Origin of the sequence: Klebsiella sp. LY, from assembly GCF_004010915.1 — a bacterium.
In the GTDB taxonomy this organism is placed as follows: Bacteria; Pseudomonadota; Gammaproteobacteria; order Enterobacterales; family Enterobacteriaceae; genus Klebsiella; species Klebsiella quasipneumoniae.
On sequence record NZ_CP022444.1, the window covers coordinates 5021970 to 5036938 of the forward strand.

Here is a 14969-nt window from a genome sequence, read left to right on the forward strand (position 1 = left end):
ACGCCTGGCGGGTCGAGCGTTGCGCGCAGGAGGCGTGGTATAGCATCAGCCGGGTGATAGCAGGAAAAAAAGCGTGGCTCTGTGAGCGGTATTGCAGAAATCGGTAACGTATCGTGACTAAACTGTGATCGATTACACAGGTCTGGAGGTTCGGGGGTGGTTTATGAATCCGTTCACCTGGCTGTTTATTGCCTTACTGTCCGTTGATGCCGTCAGAGAGCTGATGGGCTTGTCATCTATCATGGGCATGTGGTGAAACGTGGCCCGCAGGTCACGTCACGGGCGATTATTTTAGTCGGCGATACAAGCAAGTGCCGGTCAACAGCGCGGCAAGGAGCAGCAGCGCGATAAATCCGCCGACGCCGTTCCAGCCGTAGCGGTGCCAGAACACCCCGCCTAACGTCCCCGCCAGGCTTGAGCCAAGATAATAGCTGAACAGATATAGCGATGACGCCTGACCGCGGGCGCGGCGCGCGCGTGGGCCAATCCAGCTGCTGGCGACGGAATGCGCGGCGAAGAAGCCGGCGGAGAACAGCAGCATGCCGATGAAAATCAGCCACAAGGAAGAAAAGAGCGTCATCAGCAGTCCGCAAAGCATCACGCCGGTAAAGCCGAGCATCACCGGACCGCGGCCATAGCGTACGGTCATGGCGCCCGCTTTCGGCGAGCTCCAGGTTCCGGTGAGATACGCCACCGACAGCAGACCCACCACCGCCTGGCTTAACGACCACGGCGACATCATCAGACGGTAGCCAATGTAGTTAAACAGAGTGACAAAGGCCCCCATCAGCAGGAAACCTTCGACGAACAGCAGCGGCAGGCCGCGATCGCGCCAGTGCAGGCGGAAATTAATCAGCAGCGTTTTTGGCCGCAGCGAGGTCGGGCGGAAATGGCGCGACTCGGGCAGGATACGCCAGAACATAATCGCCGCTGCCAGAGCGAAGCCGCTGATCACCGCCAGCGCCACGCGCCAGCCGAAGAAATCGGTAAAGACCCCGGTGAGCAAGCGGCCGCTCATGCCGCCGATGGAGTTGCCGCTGATATAGAGTCCCATGGAGAAGGCCACGAAGCTGGGGTGGATCTCCTCGCTCAGGTAGGTCATGCCGACCGCCGCCACGCCGCTCAACGACAGGCCGATCAGGGCGCGCATAATCAAGATGCCGTGCCAGCTGGTCATCATGGTCGACAACAGCGAGCAGCAGGCGGCCAGCAGCAAGGCGGTGACCATCACCGGCTTGCGGCCAATGGCGTCCGATAGTGGGCCGGTAAACAGCAGGCCCACCGCCAGCATCGCCGTGGAAATGGAGAGAGAGATACTGCTGCTGGCCGGCGATACGCCGAACTCGTTCGACAGCACCGGCAGGATCGGCTGCACGCAGTAGAGCAGGGCAAAGGTGGCCAGACCGGCGGAGAACAGCGCGAGAGTGACGCGCATAAACTGCGGGGTGCCGCGCTTAATAAATTGATCCGGGCGGGATGCACCAGCGACGCTGACCTCGTCCGCCGGCACGGTGTCAACGGTTGTTGTACGACTCACAGAGAATTCCTTGGATAGAAGTTGCTGCTTACCAACAGAGTGTTGTGACCATTCAGCTCACATTTTTAGGGTATGAAAATGTAAATATTCTGTCTAATATATTAATAATCTCAAATAAGACGTTTTAAATATGAATATCGAGTTGCGTCATCTGCGCTACTTTGTCGCCGTCGCCGAGGAGCTGCATTTTGGCCGCGCCGCGGCGCGACTGAACATCTCTCAACCGCCGTTAAGCCAGCAAATTCAGATCCTCGAGCAGCAGACCGGCGCCCGCCTGTTCGCCCGCACCAACCGCAGCGTCAGCCTGACGGCGGCGGGCAAACAGTTTCTCGCCGACAGCCGACAAATTCTCGCCCAGGTGGAGGACGCCGCCGCCCGCGCCGCCCGCCTGCACCATGGGGAAACGGGCGAACTGCGTATCGGCTTTACCTCCTCGGCCCCTTTCATCAAGGCGGTATCCGATACGCTGTCGCTGTTTCGTCAGCGTTACCCGGATGTGCATATTCTCACCCGCGAGACCAATACCCGCGAACAGATTGTCCCGCTGAGCGAGGGGGCCCTCGACCTTGGCCTGTTGCGTAATACTCAACTGCCGGACACCCTGGCGTGGCAGCGGGTCCTGCGTGAGCCGCTGCTGGCGATGGTCCCGGCGGACCATCCGCTGGCCCGCCTGCCCTCGGTCAGCCTGGCGGCGCTGGCGCGGGAGCCGTTCGTCTTTTTCGACCCGCATGTCGGTACCGGCCTGTATGACGATATCCTTGGCCTGCTGCGCCGCTACGGCCATACGCCGGTGATTGCCCAGGAGGTGGGGGAGGCGATGACCATTATTGGCCTGGTGGCCGCCGGGCTGGGGGTGTCGATCCTGCCGGCCTCCTTTCAGCGCGTGCAGCTCAGCGAAATGCGCTGGCTGCCGATCGACGAACAGGATGCGGTGTCAGAGATGTGGCTGGTGTGGTCGAAACACCATGATCAGGGAGCGCTGGCAAAACGCTTTCGTGACACGCTGCTGGCCTGGAAAAGCGAGCGCAATTGAAGCAAAAATGGGCTGGAAATGTGCGGTAAATCACAAGGCTAAGCAAAAATTTGACGTTCACCATCGAAGTGCTTCACCATAGCCGAAAGTTTATTTCGAAGCGCGAAAATAAAGGGAGTCAATGGTGGTAGCGGATAGTCAACCAGGCCATATCGATCAAATCAAGCAGACCAATGCGGGCGCCGTCTATCGCCTGATTGATCAGCTCGGCCCGGTATCGCGTATCGACCTCTCCCGATTTGCGCAACTGGCGCCCGCCAGCATCACCAAAATTGTCCGCGAAATGCTGGAAGCGCACCTGGTGCAGGAGACCGAAATTCAGGAGCCCGGCAGCCGCGGGCGGCCGGCGGTGGGGCTGATGGTGGAAACCGAGGCATGGCACTATCTGGCGGTGCGCATCAGCCGCGGCGAGATCCACCTTTCGCTGCGTGATTTAAGCAGCCAGCTGGTGGTGGAGGAGCAGCTGGAGCTGGCGCTTGCCGACAGCACGCCGTTTCTGACGCGGATTATCGACCATATCGATCGCTTCTTTATTCGCCACCAGAAAAAGCTGGAACGTCTCACCTCCATCGCCATCACGATGCCGGGTATCATTGATACTGAAAACGGCATTATTCATCGCATGCCGTTTTATGAAGAAGTCAAAGACGTCCCGTTGGGCGAAACGCTGGCCAACCATACCGGGGTGCCGGTCTATATTCAGCATGACATCAGCGCCTGGACCATGGCGGAATCGCTGTTTGGCGCCTCGCGCGGCGCCCGGGATGTCATTCAGGTAGTGATCGATCACAACGTTGGCGCCGGGGTTATCACCGATGGACGTCTGCTGCACGCCGGCAGCAGCAGTCTCGTGGAGATCGGTCATACCCAGGTCGACCCCTACGGCAAACGCTGCTACTGCGGCAACCATGGCTGTTTGGAAACGATCGCCAGCGTGGAGAGCGTGCTGGAGCTGGCGCAGATGCGGATGGCGCAGTCGATGAGCTCGCTACTGCATCAGCGTCCGCTGAGCGTGGAGTGGCTATGTCAGGCGGCGCTGCAGGGCGATCTGCTGGCCCGGGACATTATCAGCGGCGTCGGTAATCACGTCGGCCGCATTCTGGCGATCATGGTCAATCTGTTTAACCCGCAGAAAATCCTGATTGGCTCGCCGTTTAACCTGGCGGCAGACATTCTTTTTCCGGCAATTTCCAGCTGCATTCGGCAACAATCACTCCCGGCCTACAGCCAGCATATCGCGGTTGAAAGCACCCAGTTCTCCAACCGCGGAACGATGGCTGGCGCGGCGTTGGTCAAGGATGCGCTCTATAACGGATCCTTACTCATACGACTGTTACAGGGTTAACATTTTTTCATAGTCACACCAAAAATTGCGCTATCTCAAGCTGACCCCCAGCGGCTTCACGTAGACTTTGCCCACTGTTGATTATTTCTCTCCCGTATATTTCATCGACAAAACTGTGGGGTTAGTGATGTTTAAGCGTTTCTTTATTACAGGTACAGACACCTCTGTCGGGAAGACAGTGGTTTCCCGTGCGCTGTTGCAGGCACTTGCTGCCAGAGGCAAAAGCGTGGCCGGGTACAAGCCTGTGGCGAAGGGCAGCAAAGAGACGCCGGACGGTTTGCGTAACAAAGACGCGCTGGTGCTGCAGAGCGTCTCCACGCTGGCGTTACCCTATGAGGCTGTCAATCCCATCGCCTTAAGCGAAGACGAAAGCAGCGTGGCGCACAGCTGCCCGATCAACTACGGTCTGCTGTCGGATGGTTTGCAGCGGCTGACCGGGCAGGTTGAACATGTGGTGGTTGAAGGCACCGGCGGCTGGCGCAGCCTGATGAACGACCTGCGACCGCTCTCCGAATGGGTGGTACAGGAGCAGCTCCCGGTGCTGATGGTGGTGGGGATCCAGGAAGGGTGCATCAACCATGCGCTGCTGACGGCCCAGGCGATCGCCAATGACGGGCTACCGCTGATCGGCTGGGTGGCCAACCGCATTAACCCCGGTCTGGCGCACTACGCCGAAATCATCGATGTGCTCAGCAAAAAGCTGCCGGCGCCGCTCATTGGCGAGCTGCCGTATCTGCCGCGCGCCGAGCAGCGTGAGCTAAGCCGCTACGTCGACTTAGACATGCTCGGCAACGTGATGGCGATAGATCGAATCCCGGCGTAACGTCCGCGACAGCACCGACGCCACCACGCAGGTGATCAACAGGCCGGGCAGCAGCGTATACTGCCCGGTCATCTCACAAATCATCAGGGTCGACATAATGGGCGCATGGGTGGTGGCGGCAAGAAACGTCGCCATGCCGGTCAGTCCCATCATCAAAGCCATCTCCTGATCCCCCGGTAGCCACAGCTCGCTGAAGCGGGCAAACAGCATGCCCATCGCCAGACCGACAAACAGCGTGGGGGTAAACACCCCGCCCGGCGCGCCGGAGCCACTGCTGGCCAGCACCGCCAGCAGTTTGCACAGGAATACCGCCACCAGCAGCGCGCCGGGCGGCGGCAGCAGGAGATAGCTTTGCACCACGCTGTAGCCGTTGCCCCACACCGCCGGAGTGATGAGCGATAAGCCGCCGACTATCAGCCCGCCCAGCGCCAGCTGCCAGGGCGGCGCCAGCTTCAGCCTGACGAACCCGCGGTGGCTGTAGTCCATCAGCCAGATAAACAGCGGCCCGCACAACCCGGCCAGCAGTCCGGTGGCGAGCATCAGGCCATAGTGCAGCGCGCTGAGGTCCTTCTGCAGAACGACATGGTACAGCGGCGCGGCGCCGCCGTTGAGAAACTGGGTGAGCAGCAGGGCGATCACCGCCGAGATGACAACCGGCCCAAGCGAGGCCAGCATCAGCGTGCCAAAGAGAATTTCAGCGATAAACAGGCTGCCGGCCAGCGGGGCATGATAGGCGCTGGCCATCCCGGCGGCGGCGCCGCAGGCGACCCACAGCTTCCATTCTGCCTGCGGCGTGAAGCGGCGGGCGAACAGCGAGGCCGCCAGCGCGGCCAGCAGGATCATGGCGCCTTCCCGGCCAATCGCGCTGCCGGTGACCACCACCAGCAGCGAGGCCAGCGACTTCACCAGGCTTGCCGGCGTATCGAAGCAACCGTCCCCGGTTTCCAGGGCTTCCATATAATCGGTGGCGGCGTGCGGGCGGGCAATGCTGCGCCGCTGCCAGAGCCAGAGAAGTGTCCCTGCCGCCAGTCCCCCCAGCACCGGGGTAATCAGCCGCCGCCACGCCGGCAGCGACTGCGCGGCGTTGACCAGGCTCCCGCTGTCGTTACCGAGAAACAGCGTTTCCAGCACCACCATGGCATGGCGAAACAGGGCCACCGCCAGGGCGGCGAGCAGGCCAATCAGCGTGGCGATCAGCAGGCGACGAAACATCACCTGCACGTCAGGATAGGGATGAAGACGGTGCATCGGTCATGGCGAGAGTCGGAAAACATGGCCTTATTGTGATAGGGAATAACCTTATATGCAAAAGCGATAAGTGCGGGTCACGGTCAGGCGTGCAAATAAGGAAACCGCGCCGACTACCGGCGCGGTAAAGGGATTAGCGATAGAGCGGCTTTTCCGCCACGGCGATCGGCAGATTCTCCTGCCACTGCGCCAGGGTCGCCTGCGCCAGCTGACCCAGCGCCTGGTAGAAGGGGTGGGCAGCGCGTTCGACAAAGACGCTCAGGAAGCGTCCGGACCACGGCAGCAGATGCCAGGCCAGCAGCTGGCCAAACAACACCTCCTGCTCCGTTTCGCACAGCCACGCCGCCAGCAGCAGCAGGGTGCCGAAATGGTCTTCCGGCTCGTTGCGATCGGCGTCCAGTGCGATGCCGTTCGCGCGCATCCATTCGCGCAGGGCCAGCGTGGATTCGCCGAACAGCACCGATTCTTTATCCAGCCAGACGGATCCCCATAGCGGCGCCGGCAGGGCCCATGGTCCGATAAACAGGCGCTGCCAGGCTTCCGGCAACGACTCTTCAGCCGACGCGGCAAACCCCGATGCCAGCGGGGCGGCAACCGGGTAGGGCCACTGTTGCTGCCAGCTGCCGTCCTGGAAGGCGGCGACCAGCGGCGCGATTTGCGCGTTATTCGGCGCATAAGAGAACAACGCGCCCAGGGTACGGGCGCTTAACGCGACGGCGTCGCGGTGTGGGAACGGCATCATCACTTATTCCTTTCTGCGGCGCGCGCCGGCGCGCCGTCTCATTAACCGGCAACCGCCATACCGACGGTCATATGTAGCCCATAAAACAGGCCGCGGCCAATACATTCAGCAATCAAGACCAGCACCAGACCGGCCAGTAGCCCCACCGCGCGCGGCGGCTGGCGACGGATCAGCGGGCACAGCCAGCAGCCGAGTCCCAGCGCCAGCAGGATCAGGCGTAAGGCCTGCAGTCTGCCGTAATTCGGCAACAGGCTGGCCGCCTGCTGAACGGAGCTGTGAATAGTACTGAGCCCGGTGCTTTGCATGACGATCACCGCGGCGCTGATGACCAGCGCGGCCATGCTCAACCCAGCAATAAACCAGCCGTTAACGTCGACTTTCGCCATTTGCAACAGCAGGGCGGCGAACAGCGGCCCGCTAAGGAGTACCGTCAGGAAGAAGGCGCTGGTGGTGTAGCCAGTGTACCATGTCGGTACAGTATCGATTTGATAAACCCGGGTCATCGCGAGGATAAACAGCAGCCCCAACAGCAGGGTGATCACCAGCCAGATTTTGCCCAGCGCCGCCGGCATTTTTTCCAGCACTGCCAGCAGCCACCAGAATCCGCCCACAGCGAAAAACAAGGCGCCGCTGGCGATTTCGTTGCTCAGCGCCGAGGCGCCGACGCGGTTCAGCGAGTTAAACGCGCGCAGTGGCGAACCGAGATGCATAACTGAAGCGAGAAAGCCGATCCCCATCAGTAGCCAGATAAAAAACATGCTGCGCACCAGACGCTGCCGCGCTTCGCGCTGGTCCGCCAGCTCGAGCCAGACCAGACCGCTGAAGAGTGTCGCGCCCACCACGCATTGCCCCAGTACCGTAAACAGCACCAGCGGCCATTCATGCCATCCGCTTCCCATCTCACACCTCCTTCGGGTTTGCCAGATAACCGGTGGTATCGCCACACGGCCGGGCGTTGCGGTTAGGGTTGATCGCGATGCTCGGCTGAGTGAAGTGCGCCGAGGGCAGCGGGGCTACCGCCGCCAGTTGGCCGTGCTTAGCACGCAGTTCAGCAATCGGCCCGAAATCGAGCGCCCGCAACGGGCAGGACTCGACGCAGACCGGCTTCTTCCCCTCGGCGACGCGCTCATGACAGCCGTCGCACTTGGTCATATGGCCTTTGTCGGCATTGTACTGCGGCGCGCCGTACGGGCAGGCCATATGACAGTAGCGGCAGCCGATGCACACCTCTTCATCCACCACCACAAAACCGTCTTCGCGCTTGTGCATCGCCCCGCTCGGGCAGACTTTGGTGCAGGCCGGATCGGCGCAGTGGTTACAGGCGATGGAGAGGTAATAGGCAAAAACGTTCTGCTGCCAGACGCCGTTGTCCTCCTGCCAGTCGCCGCCGGCGTACTCGTAGATGCGACGGAAACTGACTTCCGGGGTCAGGTTTTTATAGTCCTTACAGGCCAGCTCGCAGGTTTTGCACCCAGTACAGCGAGCGGAGTCGATAAAGAATCCATATTGCGTGCTCATGGTTTACTCCTTAAACCTTCTCGATATCGACCAGGTTGGTATGCTGCGGATTCCCTTTCGCCAGCGGCGACGGGCGTTGGGTGGTCAGGGTATTCATGCAGGCGCCATGGTCAACCCGGTCGCCGGCCATATTGGCGTCGTGCCACGCGCCCTGGCCCATCGCCGACACGCCCGGCATGATGCGCGGCGTCACTTTCGCCGGCAGCCGGACTTCGCCGCGCTGGTTGAACACCCGCACCAGATCGCCGTTATTAATCCCGCGTTTTTCTGCGTCAAGCGGGTTGATCCACACTTCCTGACGGCAGGCGGCCTGCAGCACATCCACGTTGCCGTAGCTGGAATGGGTACGCGCCTTATAGTGGAATCCAAACAGCTGCAGCGGATACTGACTGCGCAGCGGATCGTCCCAGCCTTCAAATGTGGAGGCGTAGACCGGCAGCGGGCTGATGACGTCGTCTTTCTCCAGCTGCCAGCGGGCGGCAATCTCGGCGAGCCGGCTGGAGTAGATCTCAATTTTGCCGGACGGGGTGTTGAGCGGATGCGCTTCGGGATCGCGGCGGAAGTCGCGATAGGCGACGAAGTGGCCGTTCGGATCCTTGCGTTTGTAGATGCCCATTCGCTTCAGCTCCTCGTAGGCCGGCAGCGCCGGATCTTTCGCCACCATTTTGGCGTACAGATGCTGCAGCCACTGCGCCTGCGTGCGCCCCTCGGTAAAACGCTGGTAGACATCGTCGCCGAGCCGTTTCGCCACTTCGCTTAAGATCCAGTAAATCGGTTTGCGTTCAAACTTCGCCGAGGTGGCGGGCTGGATGAAAATCAGATAGCCCATATTGCCGGCGTAATCGTTGGGAATGATATCCTCTTGCTCAACGGTCATCAGGTCGGGCAGCAGCAGGTCGGCGTATTTCGCCGACGAGGTCATAAAGTTGTCGATGACCACGATGGTTTCGCACTTGCTCTCGTCCTGCAGAATATCGTGCGTCTTATTGATGTCGGAGTGCTGGTTGATGATGGTGTTGCCCGCGTAGTTCCACAGGAATTTGATTGGCACATCCAGCTTCTCTTTGCCACGCACACCGTCGCGGGTGGCGGTCATTTCCGGACCACGGGCGATAGCGTCGGTCCAGGTGAAGCAGGAGATGGCGGTTTTCACCGGGTTTTCCAGCACCGGCAGACGCTCGATGGTGATGGTGTAGGTCGATTCGCGGGCGCCGCTGTTGCCGCCGTTGATGCCGACGTTGCCGGTTAAGATCGGCAGCATGGCGATTGCCCGGGCCGAGAGCTCGCCGTTGGCCTGGCGCTGCGGCCCCCAGCCCTGGCAGATATAGGCCGGTTTGATCATGCCGATGTCGCGCGCCAGTTTAATGATGCGATCGGCTGGGATGCCGGTGATACGCGAGGCCCACTGCGGCGTTTTGGCGACGCCGTCGTCGCCTTCGCCGAGGATATAGGCTTTATAGTGGCCATTCTCAGGCGCCCCGGCCGGCAGCGTCTTCTCATCGTAGCCGACGCAGTATTTATCAAGGAACGGCTGATCCACCAGATTCTCGTTAATCAACACCCAGGCGATACCGGCGACCAGCGCGGCGTCCGTGCCGGGGCGAATGGGGATCCACTCATCTTCGCGACCGGCGGCGGTATCGGTGTAGCGCGGATCGATAACGATCATCCGCGCGTTGGAGCGCTCGCGGGCCTGTTCCAGATACCAGGTAATGCCGCCGCCGCTCATGCGGGTTTCCGCCGGGTTGTTGCCGAACATCACCACCAGCTTGCTGTTTTCAATATCTGAGGTGCTGTTGCCGTCGTTACTGCCGTAGGTGTAGGGCATGGCGCAGGCGATCTGCGCGGTGCTGTAGGTACCGTACTGGTTAAGCGAGCCGCCGTAGCAGTTCATCAGCCGCGCCACCGGCGAAGCGGAAGGCGAGGAGCGAGTGATGTTCCCGCCGACAATTCCTGATGAGTAGTTAATGTACACGGCTTCGTTGCCATATTCCGCGACGACGCGCTTCAGGCGGTCAGCAAGGGTATCCAGCGCTTCCTGCCAGCTGATACGCTCAAATTTACCTTCTCCGCGTTTTCCCACACGCTTCATCGGATAGTTAAGGCGATCCGGGTGGTTGATGCGCCGGCGAATCGAACGCCCGCGCAGGCAGGCGCGGACCTGGTGATCGCCATAGCGGTCGTCGCCGGTGTTATCCGTTTCGACATACACCACTTCATCATCACGCACGTGTAACCGCAGGGCGCAGCGGCTGCCGCAGTTGACCGAACAGGCGCCCCAGACAATGCGGGTGTTGTCGCCGGCAGCCTGTTGTACTGCCGCCGCGGCGCTGCGCAGCGTAAAGGGGAGGGGAAGCCCGCCGGCGGCCAGCGCCAGAGAACCGAGGGCTGTGGATTTAAGTAACGCGCGTCGGGTGACGCCGCCGGAAGATTCCTGATTCGACATTGCTCACTCCATGATGGTTATGCTGGGCGGAGAAGGGCCGCCGCGTCATTAACAGACGCCGGGGTGAGCGATAATACGTTATGGGTAGCCGGCAGATCTTATCCCTGGTCAATGCAGGGATAAGATCTTTCGTTTGAAAGCGAAGTGGGCTTACTGAGCGTCGTTTTCGGCGGGACTGTCGCTGTTACGGGTATAGGTGATTTTGAAGGTGTCATTGGCGCAATGACCGACCACCTGAGCGCCGGGCTGGTCCGCCTGGTCGTTGGGCACAATGGCCAGACTGAAGGCCGTTTCTGGTACGCCATTGTTCATGATCTTCTGTTGAATATCATTTTTGACCCGTTCACAGGAGTCGGGGGCCGCCAGTACGGTCGTGGAGCACAGCAGCAGCGCGGCGCCTGTCCTGAGGGATAGTTTCATCTTACGCTCCTTATCGATGTTATCCAGATTTAAGCATAGCAGAACTGGTGTAAACAATTGTATTTGCTAATATGATTGGATGTACACAAAAGGAATCACCTGTGAAAAGACTGTATTGGCTGATCCCGACCGCGCTGTTGCTGACGGCGTGCGACCGCGAAAGCGTCCCGGAAGCCTTCACCCCGGAGATGGCGAGTTTTTCCAATGAGTTTGAGTTCGATCCGCTGCGCGGACCGGTGAAAGATTTTAGCCAGACGCTACTGGACGAACACGATGTGGTGGTCAAAAAGGTGAGCGCGCAGCTGTCAAAAGAGGGATGTTTCGATCTGTTGACGCTGGAGGATGTGGAGAATAACACCGGCGCGACGCTGCTGCTGGACGCCAACTATTACGTCGATGGCCGCACCCATGAGAAGCGGCTGCGTCTGCAGGGGAAATGTCAGCTGGCGGAGATGCCCGCCACCGGCGTGAGCTGGGAAACGGATGATAACGGCTTTATTATCAGCGCCCGCGGCAAAGAGACCACCGCCACCTACCGCTACGACAGCGATGGCTATCCGCTGGGGAAAACCACCACCGCCAAAGAGGAGCGATTTACCGTTGCCTCAACGCCGTCGAAGGATCCGCGCAAGAAAATGGACTATACCGCCATCAGCACCTTCAACGACCGCACGCTGGGCACAGTGCGCCAGACCTGCGACTACGATCGCCATGACAATCCGCTGAGCTGTGAGCTGCAGGTGATCGATGAAAGCGTCCAGCCGCCGCTGACCCGCCACTACACGATTAAAAACCGCATTGATTATTACTGAGCCGTCGGCTTCAGCAGGGACGGCCCCGGCGTTTTGTGTTCCGCCAGATACTGATGCTGGAACAGACACATGCGGATGGTGTTGCGATACTCGCCGTTAATGAAAAACTCATGGATCAGTTCACCCTCGACCATAAAGCCGAGCTTGCGGTAAATATGGATCGCTTTTTCATTCTCTTTATCGACAATCAGATACAGCTTATACAGATTGAGCACGGTAAAGCCATAGTCCATCGCCAGCCGCGCGGCGCGGGTGGCGAGGCCTTTTCCCTGGAAGTCGGGCGAGATGATGATCTGGAACTCGGCCCGGCGGTGCACATGGTTGATTTCAACCAGCTCCACCAGTCCGGCTTTATCGCCATTGCATTCGATCACAAAGCGACGCTCGCTTTGGTCGTGAATATGCTTGTCGTACAGATCGGAAAGCTCAACGAAGGCTTCATAGGGCTCTTCAAACCAGTAGCGCATCACGCTGGCGTTGTTGTCGAGCTGGTGAACAAAGCGCAAATCTTCGCGCTCAAGGGGGCGGAGTCTGACGTGTAGCGCGTCGGTCATGGGAATTCCTGTGGTCAAAGCGGACAAGAGGGGACGGAAAGGCGGCGCCCGCAGGCGCCAGCGTGCTCAGGGATTGATCGCCCGGCCGGTACGGCGGTCAAGGCAGCGCAGGGTGTTTGGTTCCCAGTAGGCATTGACGTTGGCGCTCTTCTGGCAGTTATCCTGCGCGTCAAAGGCGACATCGGTTTTGTCCCACTCTTTTTCCGCCCGTTTGTTCACCTTCTGGCGCAGGCTGCGGGTGTCGTTCCATTGCTCTTTTTCCATCGACGCCTGCTGACGGCTTTGCGCGCTGTCGCCTGACTCAATCACCAGCCGGTCGGTGGCTGCGAATGAGCTGGAGGTATAGACCACGGCGCTTAACGCCAGAATGGCGGTCAGGCACCAGCGTTTGTTCAGTGTCATGTTCATCACGATTTCCTTTAGGTGATGGGTTAACCCTCAGGTTAAGTTTACTACAGCTGTTTTGCCGGGCATAGCCGACAAAACAGCGTAGGGAAAGGGCTATTATCGCGTAGAATAGTTCAACGCTTTGTCTCTTTTACGAATCTTTTAATGCTCAAAACCACGCTGCTGTTCTTTGCCACCGCTCTGTGTGAAATCGTCGGCTGCTATCTGCCGTGGCTATGGTTAAAACGCGGGGCCACGCCGCTGCTGCTGATCCCCGCCGGCCTGGCGCTGGGGCTGTTCGTCTGGCTCCTGACGCTCCATCCAACCGCCAGCGGGCGGGTATATGCCGCCTACGGTGGCGTGTATGTTTGTACCGCATTGCTCTGGCTGCGGGTCGTTGACGGAGTCAAATTAACCCATTATGACTGGGCGGGGGCGGCCATCGCGCTGTGCGGGATGCTGATCATCGTGGCGGGCTGGGGACGGGCATAAGCCCGTCTAATGTGATCCCTGCCACTTTTTTAAACCCTAATTCTTGTATGGTAGTCGACCTGTTGCCTTACTTATCAGACATCATATTGGGTTATGACTCTGTAAGGAACAACGATGGCTATTGAGACATTTGCCCCACAGGCGGGTGCAACGCCGCTGCGCATCCGTCGGGTGCAGAAGATCACCCTGACGCTGCTGTTTATCGCCGGTATCGTTAACTTTCTGGACCGCTCTTCCCTGAGCGTCGCCGGGGAGGCGATACGCGCCGATTTGGGTCTGAGCGCCACCGAGTTCGGGGTGCTGCTCTCCGCTTTTTCGCTCTCCTACGGCTTCGCGCAACTGCCCTCGGGCATTTTGCTGGATCGCCTCGGGCCGCGGGTTGTGCTGGGCGCCGGGCTAATATTCTGGTCTGCGATGCAGGCCCTGACCGGGATAGTCAATTCGTTCTCGCATTTTATTCTGCTGCGCATTGGCCTCGGGATCGGCGAAGCGCCGTTTATGCCCGCCGGCGTGAAATCGATCAACGACTGGTATGCGCAACGAGAGCGCGGCACGGCGGTGGGGATATTTAACTCCTCGACGGTGCTGGGTCAGGCCATCGCCCCGCCGGCGCTGGTCATCATGCAGCTGGCCTGGGGCTGGCGGACAATGTTTGTGGTGATTGGTTTAGCCGGTATCCTGGTCGGCCTGTGCTGGTATGTGGGATACCGTAACCGGCGGCAATTCACCCTGCAGGAGGAGGAGCAACGCTATCTGGCCAGCGAGGAGGCGGCCCGACCGGCGCTGAAACTGAGCGAATGGCTGGCGCTGTTTAAACGACGTACCACCTGGGGGATGATCCTCGGCTTCTCCGGGGTGAACTATACCGGCTGGCTGTATATCGCGTGGCTGCCGGGTTATCTGCAGGCGCAGCAGGGATTGAGCCTTGCTAAAACCGGCTGGGTGGCGGCGATCCCGTTTCTCGCTGCGGCGGTGGGCATGTGGGTCAATGGGCTGGTGGTCGATGCGCTGGCGCGCAGAGGCTACGATCTGGCGAAAACCCGCAAAACGGCGATTGTAGCCGGACTGGTGCTTTCCGCGCTCGGCACGCTGTTGGTGGTGCAATCAAACTCGCCGACCCAGGCGGTGGCGTTTATCTCCATGGCGCTGTTCTGCGTCCATTTCGCTGGCACCTCGGCCTGGGGATTGGTACAGGTGCTGGTGGCGGAACATAAAGTGGCGTCGGTGGCGGCGATCCAGAACTTTGGCAGCTTTGTGTTTGCCTCCTTCGCGCCGATCGTCACCGGCTGGGTTGTGGATACCACCCACTCTTTCAATCTGGCGCTGGTGATCGCCGCCGGCGTGACCTTCGCCGGGGCGCTGTGCTACTTCTTTATCGTCAAAACCCGCATCGATTAACCGGTCGTTATGCAACAGGCCCGCAGGGAGGCGTGGCCTGCGCCATGATCCGTCTTCTCTTACCGCTTCGTGGCGGATTTTCTCCTGCCATCTCAGAGATTTTGTGACCGCTCGCCAGCGAGCACAACCCGGCAAAAGCTTCTTGTATGGTAGTTGACAGAAATCAAAGATGTTATACCAATTGCGTGAGATGGTTGAGGCACAAAGGCATTCT

At 59.8% G+C, this 14969-nt stretch carries 16 protein-coding genes; 7 read left to right on the forward strand and 9 right to left on the reverse strand.

The window, feature by feature from the left end; genetic code table 11:
* The first annotated feature begins 163 nt into the window (after positions 1-163).
* A complete protein-coding gene (locus tag CE636_RS29485) occupies positions 164-256 on the forward strand; it encodes a KPN_01571 family protein (protein ID WP_004206050.1) in 93 nt (30 codons plus the stop codon).
* 30 nt (positions 257-286) lie between these two features.
* Here CE636_RS29485 and CE636_RS27650 read toward each other — a convergent pair whose 3' ends face one another.
* Positions 287-1537, reverse strand: coding sequence for an MFS transporter (locus CE636_RS27650; RefSeq protein ID WP_004206049.1), 1251 nt, complete (start codon positions 1535-1537; stop codon positions 287-289).
* Positions 1538-1667: 130 nt separating this feature from the next.
* Between CE636_RS27650 and CE636_RS27655 the strand changes: the two genes are divergently transcribed.
* The 3 genes from CE636_RS27655 to bioD all read left to right on the forward strand — a co-directional run bounded on the left by CE636_RS27655 (position 1668) and on the right by bioD (position 4738).
* Complete coding sequence (locus CE636_RS27655; RefSeq protein ID WP_017900324.1) at positions 1668-2570, forward strand: LysR family transcriptional regulator; 903 nt, start codon at positions 1668-1670, stop codon at positions 2568-2570.
* Positions 2571-2694: 124 nt separating this feature from the next.
* Positions 2695-3915 carry a sugar metabolism global transcriptional regulator Mlc gene (gene mlc / locus CE636_RS27660; RefSeq protein ID WP_004206046.1) on the forward strand — a complete coding sequence of 407 codons (1221 nt, stop codon included), beginning with the start codon at positions 2695-2697 and terminating at the stop codon, positions 3913-3915.
* A 127-nt stretch (positions 3916-4042) separates the two neighbouring features.
* The gene (gene bioD, locus CE636_RS27665; RefSeq protein WP_004206045.1) at positions 4043-4738 is read left to right on the forward strand and encodes a dethiobiotin synthase; all 696 of its coding nucleotides are present in this window, start codon (positions 4043-4045) and stop codon (positions 4736-4738) included.
* Here bioD and clcB read toward each other — a convergent pair.
* From clcB to CE636_RS27695, 6 genes are all read right to left on the reverse strand, one after another.
* The gene (clcB, locus tag CE636_RS27670) at positions 4691-5986 is read right to left on the reverse strand and encodes a voltage-gated ClC-type chloride channel ClcB (protein WP_017900326.1); all 1296 of its coding nucleotides are present in this window, start codon (positions 5984-5986) and stop codon (positions 4691-4693) included. The genes bioD and clcB overlap by 48 nt on opposite strands.
* 133 nt (positions 5987-6119) lie before the next feature.
* Positions 6120-6728 carry a Tat proofreading chaperone DmsD gene (gene dmsD / locus CE636_RS27675; protein ID WP_017900327.1) on the reverse strand — a complete coding sequence of 203 codons (609 nt, stop codon included), beginning with the start codon at positions 6726-6728 and terminating at the stop codon, positions 6120-6122.
* Positions 6729-6769: 41 nt separating this feature from the next.
* Positions 6770-7627 carry a DmsC/YnfH family molybdoenzyme membrane anchor subunit gene (locus tag CE636_RS27680; RefSeq protein ID WP_017900328.1) on the reverse strand — a complete coding sequence of 286 codons (858 nt, stop codon included), beginning with the start codon at positions 7625-7627 and terminating at the stop codon, positions 6770-6772.
* Position 7628: 1 nt separating this feature from the next.
* Positions 7629-8246: a DMSO/selenate family reductase complex B subunit gene (locus tag CE636_RS27685; protein WP_017900329.1), complete on the reverse strand. Its 618-nt coding sequence runs from the start codon at positions 8244-8246 to the stop codon at positions 7629-7631.
* Between the two features lie 10 nt (positions 8247-8256).
* On the reverse strand, positions 8257-10692 hold the full coding sequence (gene ynfE, locus CE636_RS27690) for a selenate/tellurate reductase subunit YnfE (RefSeq protein ID WP_017900330.1): 2436 nt from the start codon (positions 10690-10692) through the stop codon (positions 8257-8259).
* A gap of 150 nt (positions 10693-10842) precedes the next feature.
* Positions 10843-11112: a DUF1161 domain-containing protein gene (locus tag CE636_RS27695; protein ID WP_017900331.1), complete on the reverse strand. Its 270-nt coding sequence runs from the start codon at positions 11110-11112 to the stop codon at positions 10843-10845.
* 101 nt (positions 11113-11213) lie between these two features.
* Here CE636_RS27695 and CE636_RS27700 point away from each other — a divergent pair, with 101 nt between their 5' ends.
* Entirely contained in the window at positions 11214-11924 is a 711-nt protein-coding gene (locus CE636_RS27700; protein WP_017900332.1) for a YnfC family lipoprotein, read from the forward strand.
* Here the strand turns inward: CE636_RS27700 and speG are convergent.
* Both speG and CE636_RS27710 read right to left on the reverse strand, forming a co-directional pair.
* On the reverse strand, positions 11918-12478 hold the full coding sequence (gene speG / locus CE636_RS27705) for a spermidine N1-acetyltransferase (protein WP_004206037.1): 561 nt from the start codon (positions 12476-12478) through the stop codon (positions 11918-11920). The genes CE636_RS27700 and speG overlap by 7 nt on opposite strands.
* A gap of 66 nt (positions 12479-12544) precedes the next feature.
* A complete protein-coding gene (locus CE636_RS27710) occupies positions 12545-12886 on the reverse strand; it encodes a DUF1283 family protein (RefSeq protein WP_004206035.1) in 342 nt (113 codons plus the stop codon).
* Between the two features lie 108 nt (positions 12887-12994).
* Between CE636_RS27710 and CE636_RS27715 the strand changes: the two genes are divergently transcribed.
* A complete protein-coding gene (locus tag CE636_RS27715) occupies positions 12995-13357 on the forward strand; it encodes a YnfA family protein (protein ID WP_072140454.1) in 363 nt (120 codons plus the stop codon).
* A gap of 114 nt (positions 13358-13471) precedes the next feature.
* Positions 13472-14755 (forward strand): MFS transporter, encoded by a 1284-nt coding sequence (locus CE636_RS27720; protein WP_017900333.1) that lies wholly within the window; start codon positions 13472-13474, stop codon positions 14753-14755.
* The last annotated feature ends 214 nt before the right edge of the window (positions 14756-14969 follow it).

Excerpts from the sequence above, each read along its gene's own strand:
- bioD (WP_004206045.1), top strand. The coding sequence starts at position 4,043 with ATGTTTAAGCGTTTCTTTATTACAGGTACAGACACCTCTGTCGGGAAG.
- CE636_RS27695 (WP_017900331.1), bottom strand. The coding sequence starts at position 11,112 with ATGAAACTATCCCTCAGGACAGGCGCCGCGCTGCTGCTGTGCTCCACG.
- CE636_RS27710 (WP_004206035.1), bottom strand. The coding sequence starts at position 12,886 with ATGAACATGACACTGAACAAACGCTGGTGCCTGACCGCCATTCTGGCG.
- CE636_RS27655 (WP_017900324.1), top strand. The coding sequence starts at position 1,668 with ATGAATATCGAGTTGCGTCATCTGCGCTACTTTGTCGCCGTCGCCGAG.
- ynfE (WP_017900330.1), bottom strand. The coding sequence starts at position 10,692 with ATGTCGAATCAGGAATCTTCCGGCGGCGTCACCCGACGCGCGTTACTT.
- dmsD (WP_017900327.1), bottom strand. The coding sequence starts at position 6,728 with ATGATGCCGTTCCCACACCGCGACGCCGTCGCGTTAAGCGCCCGTACC.
- CE636_RS27680 (WP_017900328.1), bottom strand. The coding sequence starts at position 7,627 with ATGGGAAGCGGATGGCATGAATGGCCGCTGGTGCTGTTTACGGTACTG.
- CE636_RS29485 (WP_004206050.1), top strand. The coding sequence starts at position 164 with ATGAATCCGTTCACCTGGCTGTTTATTGCCTTACTGTCCGTTGATGCC.
- speG (WP_004206037.1), bottom strand. The coding sequence starts at position 12,478 with ATGACCGACGCGCTACACGTCAGACTCCGCCCCCTTGAGCGCGAAGAT.
- CE636_RS27720 (WP_017900333.1), top strand. The coding sequence starts at position 13,472 with ATGGCTATTGAGACATTTGCCCCACAGGCGGGTGCAACGCCGCTGCGC.
- clcB (WP_017900326.1), bottom strand. The coding sequence starts at position 5,986 with ATGCACCGTCTTCATCCCTATCCTGACGTGCAGGTGATGTTTCGTCGC.
- CE636_RS27685 (WP_017900329.1), bottom strand. The coding sequence starts at position 8,246 with ATGAGCACGCAATATGGATTCTTTATCGACTCCGCTCGCTGTACTGGG.